This window comes from Lacibacter cauensis, from assembly GCF_007830055.1.
GTDB classification, from domain to species: domain Bacteria; phylum Bacteroidota; class Bacteroidia; order Chitinophagales; family Chitinophagaceae; genus Lacibacter; species Lacibacter cauensis.
On the sequence record NZ_VLLE01000002.1, the window covers coordinates 106,086 to 121,657 of the forward strand.

General features: G+C 42.8%; 12 protein-coding genes. 7 read left to right on the forward strand and 5 right to left on the reverse strand.

The annotated features are described in order from the left end of the window. Positions 1-22: 22 nt before the first annotated feature. Positions 23-424, reverse strand: coding sequence for a hypothetical protein (locus IQ13_RS00490; protein ID WP_144883435.1), 402 nt, complete (start codon positions 422-424; stop codon positions 23-25). Positions 425-661: 237 nt separating this feature from the next. Beyond that, positions 662-1,654: a WD40/YVTN/BNR-like repeat-containing protein gene (locus IQ13_RS00495; RefSeq protein WP_144883437.1), complete on the reverse strand. Its 993-nt coding sequence runs from the start codon at positions 1,652-1,654 to the stop codon at positions 662-664. A 471-nt stretch (positions 1,655-2,125) separates the two neighbouring features. Between IQ13_RS00495 and hutH the strand changes: the two genes are divergently transcribed. The 3 genes from hutH to IQ13_RS00510 all read left to right on the forward strand — a co-directional run bounded on the left by hutH (position 2,126) and on the right by IQ13_RS00510 (position 8,102). Further along, positions 2,126-3,625, forward strand: a complete 1,500-nt coding sequence (gene hutH, locus IQ13_RS00500) for a histidine ammonia-lyase (protein ID WP_144883439.1) — start codon at positions 2,126-2,128, stop codon at positions 3,623-3,625. 349 nt (positions 3,626-3,974) lie between these two features. Then, complete coding sequence (gene hutU / locus IQ13_RS00505; RefSeq protein WP_144883441.1) at positions 3,975-5,807, forward strand: urocanate hydratase; 1,833 nt, start codon at positions 3,975-3,977, stop codon at positions 5,805-5,807. A gap of 465 nt (positions 5,808-6,272) precedes the next feature. Next, a complete protein-coding gene (locus IQ13_RS00510) occupies positions 6,273-8,102 on the forward strand; it encodes an AIPR family protein (RefSeq protein ID WP_144883443.1) in 1,830 nt (609 codons plus the stop codon). 137 nt (positions 8,103-8,239) lie between these two features. On the opposite strand, the gene IQ13_RS00515 is transcribed toward IQ13_RS00510, so the two are convergent. Then, entirely contained in the window at positions 8,240-8,671 is a 432-nt protein-coding gene (locus IQ13_RS00515; protein ID WP_144883445.1) for a DUF6326 family protein, read from the reverse strand. A gap of 463 nt (positions 8,672-9,134) precedes the next feature. Between IQ13_RS00515 and pnuC the strand changes: the two genes are divergently transcribed. Together pnuC and IQ13_RS00525 are read left to right on the forward strand one after the other, a co-directional pair. Next, entirely contained in the window at positions 9,135-9,761 is a 627-nt protein-coding gene (pnuC, locus tag IQ13_RS00520) for a nicotinamide riboside transporter PnuC (RefSeq protein ID WP_144883447.1), read from the forward strand. Further along, the gene (locus tag IQ13_RS00525; RefSeq protein ID WP_144883450.1) at positions 9,742-10,794 is read left to right on the forward strand and encodes an acyl-CoA dehydrogenase family protein; all 1,053 of its coding nucleotides are present in this window, start codon (positions 9,742-9,744) and stop codon (positions 10,792-10,794) included. Before pnuC ends, IQ13_RS00525 begins: the two co-directional genes overlap by 20 nt. A 170-nt stretch (positions 10,795-10,964) precedes the next feature. Here the strand turns inward: IQ13_RS00525 and IQ13_RS00530 are convergent, their stop codons facing one another. After that, entirely contained in the window at positions 10,965-12,524 is a 1,560-nt protein-coding gene (locus IQ13_RS00530) for a M20/M25/M40 family metallo-hydrolase (protein ID WP_144883452.1), read from the reverse strand. Between the two features lie 161 nt (positions 12,525-12,685). Here IQ13_RS00530 and IQ13_RS00535 point away from each other — a divergent pair, with 161 nt between their 5' ends. Beyond that, entirely contained in the window at positions 12,686-13,651 is a 966-nt protein-coding gene (locus IQ13_RS00535) for a Gfo/Idh/MocA family protein (RefSeq protein WP_144883454.1), read from the forward strand. A gap of 231 nt (positions 13,652-13,882) precedes the next feature. Here the strand turns inward: IQ13_RS00535 and IQ13_RS00540 are convergent, their stop codons facing one another. Continuing rightward, positions 13,883-14,329: a peptidylprolyl isomerase gene (locus tag IQ13_RS00540; RefSeq protein WP_144883456.1), complete on the reverse strand. Its 447-nt coding sequence runs from the start codon at positions 14,327-14,329 to the stop codon at positions 13,883-13,885. A gap of 226 nt (positions 14,330-14,555) precedes the next feature. Here IQ13_RS00540 and IQ13_RS00545 point away from each other — a divergent pair, with 226 nt between their 5' ends. Continuing rightward, positions 14,556-15,536 (forward strand): hypothetical protein, encoded by a 981-nt coding sequence (locus IQ13_RS00545; protein ID WP_144883458.1) that lies wholly within the window; start codon positions 14,556-14,558, stop codon positions 15,534-15,536. Positions 15,537-15,572: the final 36 nt, after the last annotated feature.

Sequence of the window (15,572 nt, forward strand, 5' to 3'; positions counted from 1 at the left end):
GGACGATCGGTTTTTGCTTGTATTAGTCATTGAAATTTTCTTCTTCATCCTGGATGACATACTCATCCGAATCGAGGCGACTGTATTCGTTTACATCTTTCAATGTAAAACTATCCATGCCCGTTGTTTGTGTCCACTCGCCATGTTCCATACGCAACACCTGCACCGGTAAATCGAACCGCACCTGGAACTCACGCTCCAGATCAGCTACTTTTTCGGTAGGCATAATATCAATGATACCATCTGTATGACCGGCTTTAATCGTTTGCAGCTGCACATCATCGGGCAGTATATCTTTTTCTGCAGACGCTTCAAATATTTTATGTGGTACACTGTAAAACTCAAGCCGTAAATAAGGATAGTAAGAAGAAAAAACAGATTTAATCTCTCTCAGCGTAATCAGGTCGTGCAATTGGATGTGCATACGGGAATCTTTAGAGGTTAAAGGTATTCCTGTAGCGTTTATGGCTGCATGCCTGCAGTCAAAAAAGGGGATGATTGTTATCAGAAAATTTTGAAGAGTATCTGTTGAGTCATTTGTCATTCCGACGCAGGAGGAATCTGCTGAAGTCTTTTGTCATTTCGACGAAGGAGAAATCTGCCCAACTGTTGTACTGAAGCCCAACAGATCCCTCGTACCTCGGGATGACAGCTTTACTCATCACCAAACCAACTTCGCCACTTTTCCTTTACCACCTGCAAGAAAAACGGCACTGCCTTTCTTTGCTTTACGCACCACATGAAAACCGGTTGCAGAAATGTTGCGCCAGTTATCGCCGCCATCTTCACTTACATCAACACCGGTAATACCACAGGTAATAAGTTTTGATTTGGTTAGGTATTCCACACAGCTTCTGTAACCAAAGGGTGGAGTAGTGGGACTGATAAATGTTTTGCCGCCATTACGTGTAAGCACACAATTTTTTTCTGTTGAGGTAGCATTCATGAAATCGCCACCTACAACCGTGAATGTTTTTTTATCCCACACCGCAAGTGAGTTGGCACCGGTTGTTTCTTTACCCTGAAGGATGGGTAATAAAATTTTATCGTTGCGGATAAAGATGCGTGAATACATACCACCGGTAATAAACAACAATTCATTTTTACCAACCGAGCGGATATTGGTACCGCTGCTGGCAAACATCGCTTCACCTTTTTCTGCAGCAGGAGCCAATTGCTCCGGCATGGTGCGCCAGTTATCGCCACCATCAATCGTAACGGCTATAAATATTTTTCCGTTGATGGGGTCACCGATCACCACACCACTTTTCTCATTAAAAAATTCCATCGCATCTAAAAACATACCCGGACGTTTATCCTGGAAAACGATCTTCCAGTTCTTACCACCATCAACTGTTTTTAAAATCACCGCCGGTGTATCAATACCAATAATGATCGCAGTGTTGGCATCAAAGGCTTCAATATCTCTGAAATCAGTTTTTGCAAAACCATCTACTTTATTCCACGTAAACGTTGCACCACCATCTATTGAACGGCCAACCATACCATTCGTTCCGCTTACCCAAACAATCTTATCTGTCACCACACTCAATCCACGAATAGACGAAGTATGATTACTATCGAGCAATTGAATAGTTTGCGACGATACAGAACCCGCAACAATCAGAAAAGCGAAAAGAAGAAGTTGTTTCATATGTTCAAATGTAAGTAATAGGGCCCTATCTCCATCTCTTTCCCCGAAGGAGAAAGAGCGGTGCATCAGTGCTGCTATAATTTTATTGTTCTTCCATATCATCAGAAGTAGGTTAGCTAGGCAAAAATCAAACCATAACAAAATAACTCATGATGCTGCACAGAGGATTTGTTGATGTGATTATAAATGTTCTTCACTACAGTAGCACAAAACCTTAATCAAGGCGAATTCCGAAAACCAGGCTGTATATTGGTTTTCGGGGTCTTTTTTCCTGCCCGACGGTCAGGCGGGGGTTCTTTTTGGACAAGCAAAAAGAACAAGAAGAATAACAGGAGTTTAAAACATAAACCATTTACATATTTGCACGAGCAAACCGCCGTCGGGGCTTCCAGCCGCCAACGGGGTTTCTTCTACTAACACCAGTTCGCATTCTCTCCATTATTTCCTACATTCGTCCCGATTGCATCAACTATGACCGAATACAATTATCTCCCCCTCGATGAGCAGCCACTTACCTTCGATGAAGTGAAGAATTACCTGCAGTTCAAACAATTTGTTTCCATCACTTTTCGTGCACACCACAAGATCGAAACATGCAGAAGCTATCTCGATCAGAAAGTAGCCGAAAGCGATACGCCGTTCTATGGTATCAACACTGGTTTTGGTTTTCTGCAGAATGTGATTATTGCCGATGATCAGTTAGAGCAACTGCAGAACAATTTACTCATGAGCCATGCATGCGGTATGGGCGAAGAAGTGCCGGAAGAAATTGTAAAGCTCATGCTCGCCTTAAAAATAAAATCATTGAGCTATGGTTACAGTGCCGTGCAGGTAGATACCGTGAAACGTTTAATGGACATGCACAACAACAATGTGTTACCCGTTATTTATCAGCAGGGATCATTGGGCGCAAGTGGTGATCTGGCTCCACTCAGTCATTTGAGTTTGCCATTAATTGGTATGGGCGAAGTGAAGTATGAAGGCACAAGGTACAAGGCGCAAGAAGTACTGAACAAGTTAGGATGGCAACCCATTCATTTAAAAAGCAAAGAAGGGTTAGCGCTCATCAACGGTACACAATTCATGAGTGCGTATGGTATGTACTGTTTGGTGCAAGCCGAACGGTTGATGCAATGGGCCGATCTCATCGCAGCCATTTCCTTCGATGCATTTGATTGTATCGATCAACCCTTTCATGAAAAAATACAAACCATCCGTCCACACAGCGGACAAATACACACCGCTCAACAATTAAGAAACATTTTGAGCGGAAGTGAAATTGGTCAGCAGAAAAAACAACAGGTACAGGATCCCTATAGTTTCCGTTGCATACCGCAAGTACATGGCGCCACTAAAGATGCATTGGCACATGTAAAGAATGTATTCTTAACCGAAATCAATTCTGTTACTGATAATCCCAATGTATTTCCCGAAGAAGATTTGATTGTAAGCGGTGGCAACTTTCACGGTCAGCCGTTGGCGTTAGCCTTGGATTATTTTTCCATTGCTATGAGTGAACTCGCCAACATCAGCGAACGCAGAACCTATCAACTCATCAGCGGACAACGTAACCTGCCCATGTTCCTTGTAAAAGAAGCCGGACTCAACAGCGGCTTTATGATTCCGCAATACACAGCAGCAGGCATTGTAAGTGAAAACAAACAACTCTGCACACCGGCAAGTGTTGATAGTATTTCAAGCAGCAATAACCAGGAAGATCATGTAAGCATGGGCGCCAATGCAGCTACCAAGGCTTATCGTGTCATGAAGAATGTAGAAAAAGTATTAGCCATCGAATTACTTAGTGCAGCGCAGGCATTGGATTTCCGTCGACCGTTAAAAAGTTCAGCGAAAGTAGAAGAAGTGATGCGTGCATTCCGCAAGCAGGTAAGCTTTGTTGATAAAGACAGAGTGTTGCATGAGGATATGATCGCTGCCGTAACGTTCATCAGTAAAGAGTTGAACCACTAAGACGCACGAAGTAGGAAGCCGGTAGTGGTTAGTCGTTAGTAGCTAGTAAAACAAGCAGCATACCATTAGTCAAACTGCAGCACATGATGTGTACAGTCATGAAATAAAAGTAATTCACCACAGTAGAAGAAAGTATAGAGGAATTAGTAATTGGGAATTTGAATAACAAGCAGCTTAAACCAAATTCTACTTTTACACAGAAAGTGTACAGTAGAAAATAAAAAGTAATTCACCACAGGAGTACAAAAGTCACATCAAGGCGTAATCCGAAAACCAGGCTGTATATTGGTTTTCGGGGTCCTTTTTGTTTCTTTTTGGACAAGCAAAAAGATAAGAAAAAAATATTGCCATGTCAACAACTACACAACACTACGACGCCATCAAATACAAAACCCCCACGGGCAGTGAATTAACATGTAAAGGCTGGATCCAGGAAGCCGCCCTCCGCATGCTCCTCAACAACCTCAACCCCGATGTAGCCGAACGCCCCGACGATCTCATCGTCTACGGCGGCCGAGGCAAAGCAGCACGCAACTTCGAAGCACTCGATAACATCATTGCCGCCTTGAAAGTATTGGAGAACGATGAATCACTCCTCATCCAGAGTGGTAAACCAGTGGGCATCTTAAAAACACACAAAGATGCACCACGTGTACTCATCAGCAACAGTCAGTTAGTACCCAACTGGGCCAACTGGAAACACTTCGATGAGCTGGAGAAAAAAGGACTCATGATGTATGGACAAATGACCGCCGGCTCCTGGATCTACATCGGCTCACAAGGCATTGTACAAGGCACCTATGAAACCTATGCAGCAATAGCTGACAGACATTTTTCACAAGCTTCTTCAAACGCACAACAGCCCGGCACTCACCATTCACCATTGACCATTCACGCCGGAGGCACCCTCAAAGGCACACTCAACGTTACAGCCGGACTCGGCGGCATGGGCGGCGCACAACCACTCGCCATTACCATGAACGAAGGCGTGGCACTCATTGCCGAAGTAGAAGAGTGGCGCATCGATAAACGCATCGAAACAAAATACCTCGACGAAAAATATACCAGCATCGATGAAGCCATAGACAAGGCACAAGTATACAAAGCACAAGGAACAGCCAAAAGCATTGGCGTACTATGTAATGCTGTTCATCTCTTACAACGACTCATCGAACGCAACATCATCCCCGATACATTAACTGATCAGACAAGTGCACACGATCCCCTCATTGGTTATGTACCACACACATTAACAAACGAACAGGCCAACATCCTCCGCACACAAAACCCAACGGAGTACCTTGAACGCAGTTACGAAAGCATGTACCTCCACGTACAACTCATGCTGCAACTCATGGACCAGGGAGCTATCACGTTCGATTATGGAAACAACATTCGGGCAAGAGCGTTTGAGTTTGAGAACCGTCAAACGCAAGCCGATAGCCAAAAGCCGATAGTAGATAGTAAAGAACCACTACCGACTACACACTACCGGCTATCGGCTAACAACTTTCCAACCGGAAGATGCTTCTCCTTTCCAGGATTTGTACCTGCCTACATACGACCATTGTTTTGCGAAGGCAAAGGCCCCTTCCGTTGGGCAGCACTCAGTGGCGATGCCAACGATATTGCCGTAACCGACGAACTCATCATGAACATGTTCCCCGAAAACAAAGGCATGATCCGCTGGATGAAAATGGCGCAGGAAAAAATTGCCTTCCAGGGATTACCGGCACGCATCTGCTGGCTCGGCCAGGGCGAACGGGAAAAAGCAGGACTCGCCTTTAACGAACTCGTACGCACCGGCAAAGTAAAAGCGCCCATTGTCATTGGTCGTGATCATTTAGATACCGGCTCGGTAGCCAGCCCCAACCGTGAAACCGAAAGCATGCTCGATGGCAGCGATGCCGTGGCCGATTGGCCTATCCTCAACGCACTCGTTAACACCGCAGGCGGCGCCAGTTGGGTAAGCCTGCATCATGGTGGCGGTGTAGGTATGGGTTACAGTATCCACGCCGGTATGGTGATTGTGGCTGATGGAACAGATGATGCCGAAGCAAGATTGAAACGGGTTTTACGTAACGATCCGGGAATGGGTGTGATACGACATGCGGACGCCGGCTATGAACTCGCCCAAGAAACCGCAAAAGCCCATAACTTAAACATACTCGATAGAATTTAATAAGCCGGCAGGTCCGTCCCGCCTCAGCGGGACAGCTGGCTATGATATTGCAAAGGAAACACTCAAAGCAAACGATCTTGATTTTAAAGAGCGGTTGAAGTAAGATTCAACTGCTCAACCTTCTTGTCATCCCGAGGCACGAGGGATCTGCCCAACACCAGCACCACAGCCCAACAGATTTCTTGCCGTAAAGCGGCACAGGCTCTTCGTCAAAATAACAACTCTCTTTAACCGAAAAGCCAACTACATTTTTTTAGTAGAAGCCAGTGCTGCTATTGAGCTGTTGTTGCAGTTTATCCTGAGCTTGTCGAAGGGCACTCTTTTGCGTTGGAGAATTCTATAAGGCAATCATGAACCGAGCTTAAATATCTAACCTCATATAAAGTAATACATATATCTAAAAATTGGATTTGTGAGAGATGCGTTGTATAATGTGCTTATTACAACCACATTGAAATAAATGCTATGAGTAAATATTTGACTTTATTAAACATCTTAGATGAATTAAGAAAAGAAGCGCCAATTGAATACAAGAAATATTATCCGATTGATACAGATCTTGAAGCACTTAACAAGGCAAGAGCGAGAGCTTATATACACTTATTCTTGAAGGTGAAATTTGGGTTGCTTACATTCCTTGAAAGAGAAAACTTTATCACCGATGATACCGATGATGGGGGTGTTGATGCTTATTACTTAGACAGAGAACACAAGAGAATATACTTTTTGCAAGCTAAGTTTAGAAGTAGTGAAGATAACTTTGAAAATAAGAATATTGAACTAGATGAGTTATTTAATATGGATTTAGATAGGATAACGAAAGGAGAAAGAAAATATATCAATGGAAACAACTATAATAATAAAATCCAAAAGTTAATTGACGAGATAAAAGCAACAGACGACTATCCGAAATATAAGGAAGTGGTAATAATTCTTGCTAACTTAAAAGATAAGTATAGAGGGGAGCAAATTAGAAAACTGACTCTTTTTCCAGCAGAGATATTTGATTATGAACGATGTTACAATGAGTTGGTTTTCCCAGTTGTATCTGGTACTTTTTATAACCCCAAAGAACTGAAAATTACAATAAGCGTCAATTCAAAGAGCGCTGGAAATCGAATTGATTATTATGTTGATACTTCAATAAAGGAGTGTAATATCACTGCTCTATTTGTTCCAACCATTGAAATAGCAAAAATACTTTATAAGTATAAAAATTCGATCTTAAAATTTAATCCACGAAGTTATTTGGATCTTGCAGGGGGGTCTGTTAATAGTCGTATACAGACATCAATAACAAATATTAAGACCAACGAATTTGCTTTGTATAACAACGGAATTACTATGCTTTCCGATAATACTTTCTATAGCGACAGGGTAGGCAAGAGAAGTGAGGCGGAATTAATTGTTACTAACCCGCAAATCATCAACGGCGGACAAACAGCGTTTACTCTGAGTAGAATTTATGAAGATTGTTTAAAAGGTGGTAAATCAACTGAAATATTTTCTGAAAAAGAAGGTTTACTTAAGGTGATAACATTTAGTGAAGATGAGAACGGCGATATAGATGAAGCAAGTAAGCTGGAGTTAATCGAAGCAATTTCAAAAGCAACAAATGACCAAACTGCAGTTACAGAGGCAGATAGAAGATCAAACGAAAAAATACAAATTGAGATTCAAGAGACTATTTTTAAAACATATGGATATTTTTATGAGCGTAAAAGAGGTGAGTTTGGAGACGGAGTTCGCAGCAAGTATATTGATAGAACAAAAATAATTGACCGGGAAACGTTTATGCGAGTTTGCCTGTCAATTAACGGAAATTCAGGGCAGGCTAGAAGAGCAAGTTCTCAGCAGCTTTTTAAAAGGGAAATATTTAGTGTGATTCTTTCTGACAATTCTCTTACAAAGAAGTATTTTTTCGGGTATAAATGTCTTGAGTATTTGAACGATGTCCAGAAGCGATTTGAAAAAGATACGAATAATCGATATGGTCAAGCTCAATATGGTTATGGTCTTCGTTATGGCAAAATTGCAATGGTCGGTGTAATAGCAAAGTATTATACAAGTAATGTAAAAGTTGGAAATTTTGAACAAGAGGTGATTTCAAATGCTGATCTGATTCTAAGTCGCTGGCTTAGATTTGAAGAATTTGTGAAGAGTCAACCTGATAACCGTGCTTATTTTAGAAAATATACAGATCAAGATTCTGGACAGGAGGTAATTGAAGTCAATTTTGATAACTATTACAAAGGAAAAACTCTTACGAAAGATCTTAATGCTTACTTCAAATAACGGGCTTCGATCTCAGCCGTTTTTTGTGTTACTGCTCAAAAGAATTCTATTGCCCGCCGCCGTTGCGTGTTATCAGCAATGGCACATGCAGTACAGCAAAATATTGATCGGTTGTTTGTTTGGTCATGCGAAAGAGGTTATTTGTTGTTGGGCCAGTTCCACGAATAATAAACAATGAGGATGGTGATGCAGCTTTCGGTGAGTGCCAGGAAAACATAAAAGGCCCGCCATGCGGTTAACGAAGTACAGGCAATCAACAGCATAATGGCGGTAAAGAAAAGTCCGGTTACAATATTCAACAGCCTGTTGATACCCGGTTTTAAAACCACCGACAGGAAAACCATCACTGCAGGTATCGCTAACAGAATAGCGGCTAACAATAATTTCAACGGACTATTCAGCAAGTTGTTTCCATCAACAAGTCCCATTGTTTTTTGTGGTACGTACAATTCAAAATAATCACCATACAAATAGCAGAGTGTTACAGCAGTCCAGAGTGCCGAAAGTTTGATCTTGATATTCACTTTTATATCTTCAAGCGAACGAGGATTGGTGTTGGTTGATTGCATACAGCAGTTGTTAAAATAATGAACAGCCAAACCGCAAAACAGATATGCAGTTTGGATTGGTTACAGCTGTAATACGATGCTGTCGTGCAAATGTTACAGTTTTTGCAAATAGCTTTGCCGTTGTTGGTATTCCCTGCTAAATAGTAATTCTATTGCCCGCCGCCGTTGTGTGTTTTCACCAACGGCACCTGCATTGCTGCAGATTGAAAAATACAATCAGTGTGTAATCTTACCCAACAGATCCCTCATGCTTCGGGATGACAGCTGTGTTGGGCAGCAGTAATCATTCTCTTTCGTTTTGCATTTGTCAAACATTTTCTTCTCTCTCCCTATCTTTGCCCAACTCATGGGGTGCCATACTTTCAAGGGCTGAGATTATACCCACATACCTGATCCGGGTAATGCCGGCGTAGGAAAATACAAGTTGCAAGTGCATGCCCCTGAGTGAATAAAACAACGTAGTATGACTATTCACGAATGGATGCAGACCTTCCTGCTGCAGCTGAAAACAGTTCCCTTATTGGAATGGATGGGTGTTGCATTTGGTGTAGCCGAAGTATTGCTGGCAAGAGCTAATAAAATTGCGTTGTATCCCTGCGGTATTGTTGCGGTTGTTATTTCCACCTATATCTTTTTCAATACAGGCTTGTATGCCGAGAGTGCGTTGAACCTTTACTATTTCATCATGAGTGTGTATGGCTGGTGGTTTTGGATAAAACGAAAAGATCATGCAGCACCTGCCATCAGCAGCAGTACAAAACGTGATTGGACGATTGCCGTTGCTATTGTTGTTACAGCATTTGTATTGCTGTATGCCGTACTCACCAACTTTACCGATTCTACAGTACCCTTGGCCGATGCATGGGTAAGCGCCACCGCTTGGGCAGGCATGTGGTTACTGGCCAAACGGAAAATCGAAAACTGGATACTGCTCAACATCAGCAATGCATTTGCCATTCCGTTGTTGCTGTACAAACAACTTCCCCTGTACGCTGCGTTAACACTGTTCTTATTCATCATTGCCGTACTCGGTTATATCGATTGGAATAAAAAAATCAAACAACAAACACATGCACCTGCAGTTGACTAAAAAAGAAATCGCTGACATAAAGCAGTTATGTGCTCTTTCAGAAACGAAAGGCAGATTATCACCTGCGTTGTTAAACATCATTTATAAAAAGAAATGGTTCAAACTGTTTGTTCCAAAAGAACAGGGCGGACTTGCTTTGCCTTTGATGGATGCCTTGCAACTGGAAGAACAGTTGGCAGCGATTGATGGTAGTCTGGGCTGGACAGTTACACTTTGCTCCGGTGCGAATTTCTTTGCCGGATTTATGGATCAGCAGAAGATCGGCAAACTGTTTTATGCAACAAAGATCTGCATGGGTGGAAGTGGAGCAGTAACAGGAATTGCAGAACAAACAAAAACGGGTTATGTGGTTACAGGACGATGGAAGTATGCAACCGGTACGCCGCATTTAACACATTTCACGGCCAACTGTGTCATCCACAGAAACGGAAAACCTGTATTGAAAGAAGATGGTACGCCCTTGATCCGTTCGTTTTATTTTAAACGCAGCGAAGTAAAGCTACACAACGAATGGAAGGCTATGGGCCTGAAAGCAACAGCCAGCCACAGTTACAGTGTAAACAAACTGCAGGTAAAAGCAGCACGCAGTTTCTTGATTGATGTAACACATGCCACATTGGAACATTCCATTTATACTTATCCGTTTATGCCTTTTGCAGAAACAACATTGGCGGTGAATACATTGGGCATGACGAATCATTTATTGGATGAAGCAGCTGCAGTATTTGCAGAAAAGAAATTGAACAATGCGGTCATCATAAAAGCGCAAAAAGAAATTGCCGCTATGCGTACGGCGTTTTATACTATCGTTGAACAATCGTGGAATGAGCTCATCAATAAAAACAAACTCTCCGCAAAAACAACCAAACAGATCAGCACCATCAGCAGACAGCTGGTAAAGCTTTGCAGAAAACATGCAACGGAAGTATATCCTTATTGTGGGTTATCCTATACCGCAGAAACATCCGATCTCAATCGGGTGTTCAGAGATTTGTTTACGGCCAGTCAGCATGCATTGTTGAACAAAGTATAACAGGAAGTTGATGCCCGGTTTATTTGTCATCCCGACGAAGGAGGGATCTGTCGGGCTTTCGTACTATTATTCAGCAGATCCCTCGTACCTCGGGATGACAGTTTACAATCAAAATAAAAATCCCTTGCTGCAAAATACAACAGGGGATTTTTTAATTACGACATTGTTACTTACAACGGAAAATCAAAATCAAACACAAAGCGTTCTGCTTTCGGCAATGGTTTGCGTGGCATCAACTCGGTACGCATCGCAGTATTATAAACAAACGCTGCAACAATCACCGCAGCCTGTTGTAAATCGGGAATGGATAAATGTTCATACGTATCCATATTGCTGTGGTGGGTACGGGTTTCATATTCCATCGGGTCTTGTATAAACTGGAAACCCGGAATGCCCACTGCATCAAAACTTACATGATCTGTTGAGCCGGTACTGCTGAGTGTAACACCACCATTTGCACCAAGGTCTGTAAACGGAGCTAACCAGTTTCTGAAAATCGGCACTACGGCTTCATTGCCCTGTGCATAAATACCTCTTATTTTTCCTGTACCATTATCGAGATTGTAATAAGCACTTATTTTTTGTTGCTCAGGTTTCAGCTGCATATCGGCCGGGTTTCCAAAATGTTTTTTTACATAACCAAATGAACCGTACAAGCCTTGCTCTTCGCCACCCCACAACGCAATACGAATGGTACGTTTAGGCTTAACCGGTAGTGCGTTGAGTATGCGCATGGCTTCCATCATTACAATACAGCCTGCTGCATTATCGGTTGCACCGGTACCACCTGTCCAGCTATCTAAATGTCCGCCCAGCATTACTACTTCGTTTTTCAACACAGGATCAGTACCAGGTATTTCTGCAACAAAATTGTAGCCGGTTAAATCATCATTGTAAAAGCGGTTGTTGACATTCAGCTCAAGCGATACCTTTTGTTTATTCTGAATTAACCGTGCAATGCGCATCGCTGTTTCAATACTCATCGTCATTTCGGGTAAAGTAGCAGCATAGCCTTTTGCATACGAAGTAGCACCTTGTACAAATACAGTACCATCTCTCGAACCACGATTGCTGTTAAGCAAAGCAACAGCTCCTTTCTTTGCAAGGTAGAGCTTGGTATAGTATTCGGCTTTGAGGTAAGGAACAAACGCTTCAATTTCGCTGCGGGCGAACATGTAGGTAGGAGGAAGATGATCCAGGCTGCTGTCGCCATAACGTTTCGCCAATGGTTGAAACGGAAAGTTAAGCGGACGGTTGGCTGGTTTCACCATCACAATTTTACCTTTAATGTTTGCGCCGAGTTTATCAATCGATGCAGAGTCGAGTGCATCAATCAAAGCTACTTCGGCCATTGCTGGTTTGGTGGTGCCGAGTGTCCACGGAACAGGATAGGCAATAATATCTTCAAAATAGGGTGTACGCATATTTAATGCGCTGTATTCGTTGCTCCATCCTTTGCCAAACTCGCCCCATGCTTCTTTTCGTGGGTTGGAAAAGTTAAACTCTTTGCTGATGCTGATAAGCCACTGCAGTGCCCTGTTGTAACCGGGTGAATTGGTGAGGCGTGGTCCGCTGCCATCGGTTAAATGGTGGGCAAAGAGTTCTATTTTGGAATTTTTGAGGCCTTGTTCACGAATCAAATTCATGATTTGTATATCAACTGTGTCTTGTGCAGTTGCCTGTAATAAGAATAGAAAAGACAAAAAGAAACCGGTGATGATTTTTTGCATACGCAGAATTTAGAAAACCAAAGTAGGAAGAAGTATTAAAAAATCATAATGCTGTTGCAGCAGTTGTTGATAAGCCGGGCTTAAACAGGGAAACACCTGTATGAATTGTGGAGAAAGCAATAACTTTCGGCTTTGATTTATTCAACCAATCTATTCGATAAATGATCAACTGGGGTATTATCGGTTGCGGCGATGTAACCGAAGTAAAGAGTGGTCCGGCATTTAACAAAGTGCCCGGTTCGAAGCTTGTAGCTGTGATGCGGCGTGATGCAGCTAAAGCAGCTGACTATGCCAAACGGCATAACGTACCACGTTGGTATAACGATGCGGAGGCGCTCATCAACGATGCAGAAGTAAATGCCATTTATATTGCTACACCACCTTCCTCGCATGAAGCGTATGCGTTGGCAGCAATCAAAGCAGGTAAGCCAGTGTATGTAGAGAAGCCTATGACGATGAGTTATGCAGCAGCACAAAACATGGTTCATGCAGCAGATGCAGCTAATGTAAAACTCACCGTAGCACATTACCGCAGGCAATGGCCTTTGTTTCAAAAGATCCGTTCGCTGCTTGCAGAAAAAGCTATTGGTGAAGTGCGGTTGGTGCAGTTGACATTCTGTAAGCAACCGCCCACTGCTGCCGAACTGAGCGATGAAAAACTGTTGTGGCGATTTGACCCTGCTATTGCAGGTGGTGGTTTGTTTCACGACCTGGCGCCACACCAACTCGATATTTTGTATTGGTTGTTTGGTGAAGCAGCAACAGTGAATGGTCTTGCTCTGAACCAGGGTGGATATTATGCCGTGCCTGATTTGGTGAATGGGCAAATTCTTTTTCGTAATAAAATTGTATTTACCGGCAGCTGGTGTTTTACTGCAGCAGAAGCTACCGATGAATGTGTCATCATCGGTAGTGAAGGTTCGTTGCGTTTTAGCTTTTTTACCCATAACAGTATTACACTGCAACGTAATAATGAAACAACCCGTTTTGATTTTGATCGTCTGCAACATGTACAGCAACCGATGATCGAAGCAGTGGTGAATTATTTTTTGGGCAATGCGGCGAATCCCTGTACGGCAGCAGAAGGAGCAGAGATCATGCGATGGATGGATGAGATGGTGAAGTGAGTTTGATTTTGTTTATTGGTCAAGCGACCAACAACGGCGTTGAAATAAAAGAGGGGTTGAAATTACCTGTCCTCCAGACGAAGGAGGGATCTGCCTGGCATTTGCACGAACATCAACAGATTCCTCGTGCCTCGGGATGACAAAAACCAAAGAACTGCCGCAAAAAAATATTCAAATAAAAAGTCTCTGGCAGTTTACCAGAGACTTTCTATTTGTGAAAGTAAAATCATTTTATGTCAGTATTACCTTCTCCATCACATCACCTGCACGTATTGCATCAATCACATCTAAACCTTCAGTAATTTTTCCAAAGCAGGTATGATTGCGATCGAGATGTTTTACGCCATTGCGGTTATGGCAAATGAAAAACTGGCTGCCGCCTGTGTTGCGTCCACGATGCGCCATCGACATCACTCCTCGGTCATGAAACTGTTTGGTGCCGTTTAACTCGCAGGGGATCGTGTAGCCCGGTCCGCCGGCACCTGTACCATCCGGGCAGCCGCCCTGGATCATAAAGTCAGGAATAACACGGTGAAACTTCAGCCCGTTGTAAAAACCTTCGCTTACCAATTTTTTAAAGTTGCCTGCAGCAATCGGGGCATCGTCATCATATAATTCAAACTTCATAATACCCTTGGCCGTATGTATTTCGCCGGTGGTTAATTTTATTTCGCTCATAGTTCCTTTTTTTAAGACTGCGAAAGTAACATATAGCTATGAATTGCAGGACAGCTACCGGTCATTTTTCGAAGCGGTTAAGATGGGGTGCACAGTGTGTTCTCCAATCTTAACAATGTTTTGCCACGCACAACTTTCAGATCAAGGAAACGTTTTCTATTTTGTTGTTGCAATTCCGGTTGATGCGGAACACATGCTGCAGCAACAGTTAACTAAATCGTACCATATGCCTTCAACTCTACTCAAACATGTTTGGTTGCTTTTATTCTTTACGGCCTGTGCCACTGTTTCACAGGAGCATCTCAGCAATAACCCTCAGCAAAAAATAAAGCCTGCTGCAACCACTTCAGCAATTGACACATTATTGATTGATGAACAACCGAAACCTTTGACCGATCTGCAGCAAACGGAAGAAGGACAGATTGTGTTGCAGGAAGGTTATTACGAAGCAACCTATAAAAGTTATTGTCTGCAACCCGGTACTCCCGATCCATCAGACAGGGATGCCTACCTGCAAATGCCTTTGCAAACACACCGGAAAGAAATTGTAGAAACAGTGTTGCGAGGATCGTTGCAAAAACCGGAGCTTGAACAAAAGAATATTCAGCTGTTATTATGGTCGGTTGTGAGTGGTTCTGACTATAACAGGCTTTCATGGCCCGTGCAGTTAACCGCACAACAATTGCTCACAAAGAAGCAGATCTTTCAACTAAAGGGTGGGGTAGCAGGTGTAATAAAAACAGTTGCACAACAGTTGCCCGATGCACGCATCACCGGTGCGCAAATAAGTATGAAGCGTTTGTTTGAAACAGGTGCGAGCTCTTACGAAACTTTTGAGCGTGTGGCAGTGTTGCGTGAAAAATCGATCGTACACAATGAAGCATACAGGAAGGATCAATGGAACAAACAGACAGGTGGTTATTATCTGCGTTACTTCCCTAACGGTTACCAGCAGGTGAAAATACAGGTGTACGTTCCAAAAGGCACACTCGATTCTGCAGGCATGCAGAATGGTCATTATCTGTTGTTCGATCCTGTGAACCAAATGGCTGTCCCGGCAAATTCCAATGCACAACGTTTAGGTATAGGTTCGCCGGTTGCAGAAGTAATTCGCAAGATTATTCGTATCCAAAAAGATATTCCGAAACCGCAACCGAAGCAACCAACACCAAAACAACAACCAAAGTCAAGTAAAGAACAGCAATAGTAAACGACTGGGTTTTGGTTCTTGTTCCTTGTCTCT

What these genes read in the sequence shown, in the direction of transcription:
- pnuC (WP_144883447.1), top strand. Translation starts at nt 9,135, where the DNA reads ATGACTATTCACGAATGGATGCAGACCTTCCTGCTGCAGCTGAAAACA.
- IQ13_RS00535 (WP_144883454.1), top strand. Translation starts at nt 12,686, where the DNA reads ATGATCAACTGGGGTATTATCGGTTGCGGCGATGTAACCGAAGTAAAG.
- IQ13_RS00515 (WP_144883445.1), bottom strand. Translation starts at nt 8,671, where the DNA reads ATGCAATCAACCAACACCAATCCTCGTTCGCTTGAAGATATAAAAGTG.
- IQ13_RS00545 (WP_144883458.1), top strand. Translation starts at nt 14,556, where the DNA reads ATGCCTTCAACTCTACTCAAACATGTTTGGTTGCTTTTATTCTTTACG.
- IQ13_RS00540 (WP_144883456.1), bottom strand. Translation starts at nt 14,329, where the DNA reads ATGAGCGAAATAAAATTAACCACCGGCGAAATACATACGGCCAAGGGT.
- hutH (WP_144883439.1), top strand. Translation starts at nt 2,126, where the DNA reads ATGACCGAATACAATTATCTCCCCCTCGATGAGCAGCCACTTACCTTC.
- IQ13_RS00530 (WP_144883452.1), bottom strand. Translation starts at nt 12,524, where the DNA reads ATGCAAAAAATCATCACCGGTTTCTTTTTGTCTTTTCTATTCTTATTA.
- IQ13_RS00525 (WP_144883450.1), top strand. Translation starts at nt 9,742, where the DNA reads ATGCACCTGCAGTTGACTAAAAAAGAAATCGCTGACATAAAGCAGTTA.
- IQ13_RS00490 (WP_144883435.1), bottom strand. Translation starts at nt 424, where the DNA reads ATGCACATCCAATTGCACGACCTGATTACGCTGAGAGAGATTAAATCT.
- IQ13_RS00510 (WP_144883443.1), top strand. Translation starts at nt 6,273, where the DNA reads ATGAGTAAATATTTGACTTTATTAAACATCTTAGATGAATTAAGAAAA.
- hutU (WP_144883441.1), top strand. Translation starts at nt 3,975, where the DNA reads ATGTCAACAACTACACAACACTACGACGCCATCAAATACAAAACCCCC.
- IQ13_RS00495 (WP_144883437.1), bottom strand. Translation starts at nt 1,654, where the DNA reads ATGAAACAACTTCTTCTTTTCGCTTTTCTGATTGTTGCGGGTTCTGTA.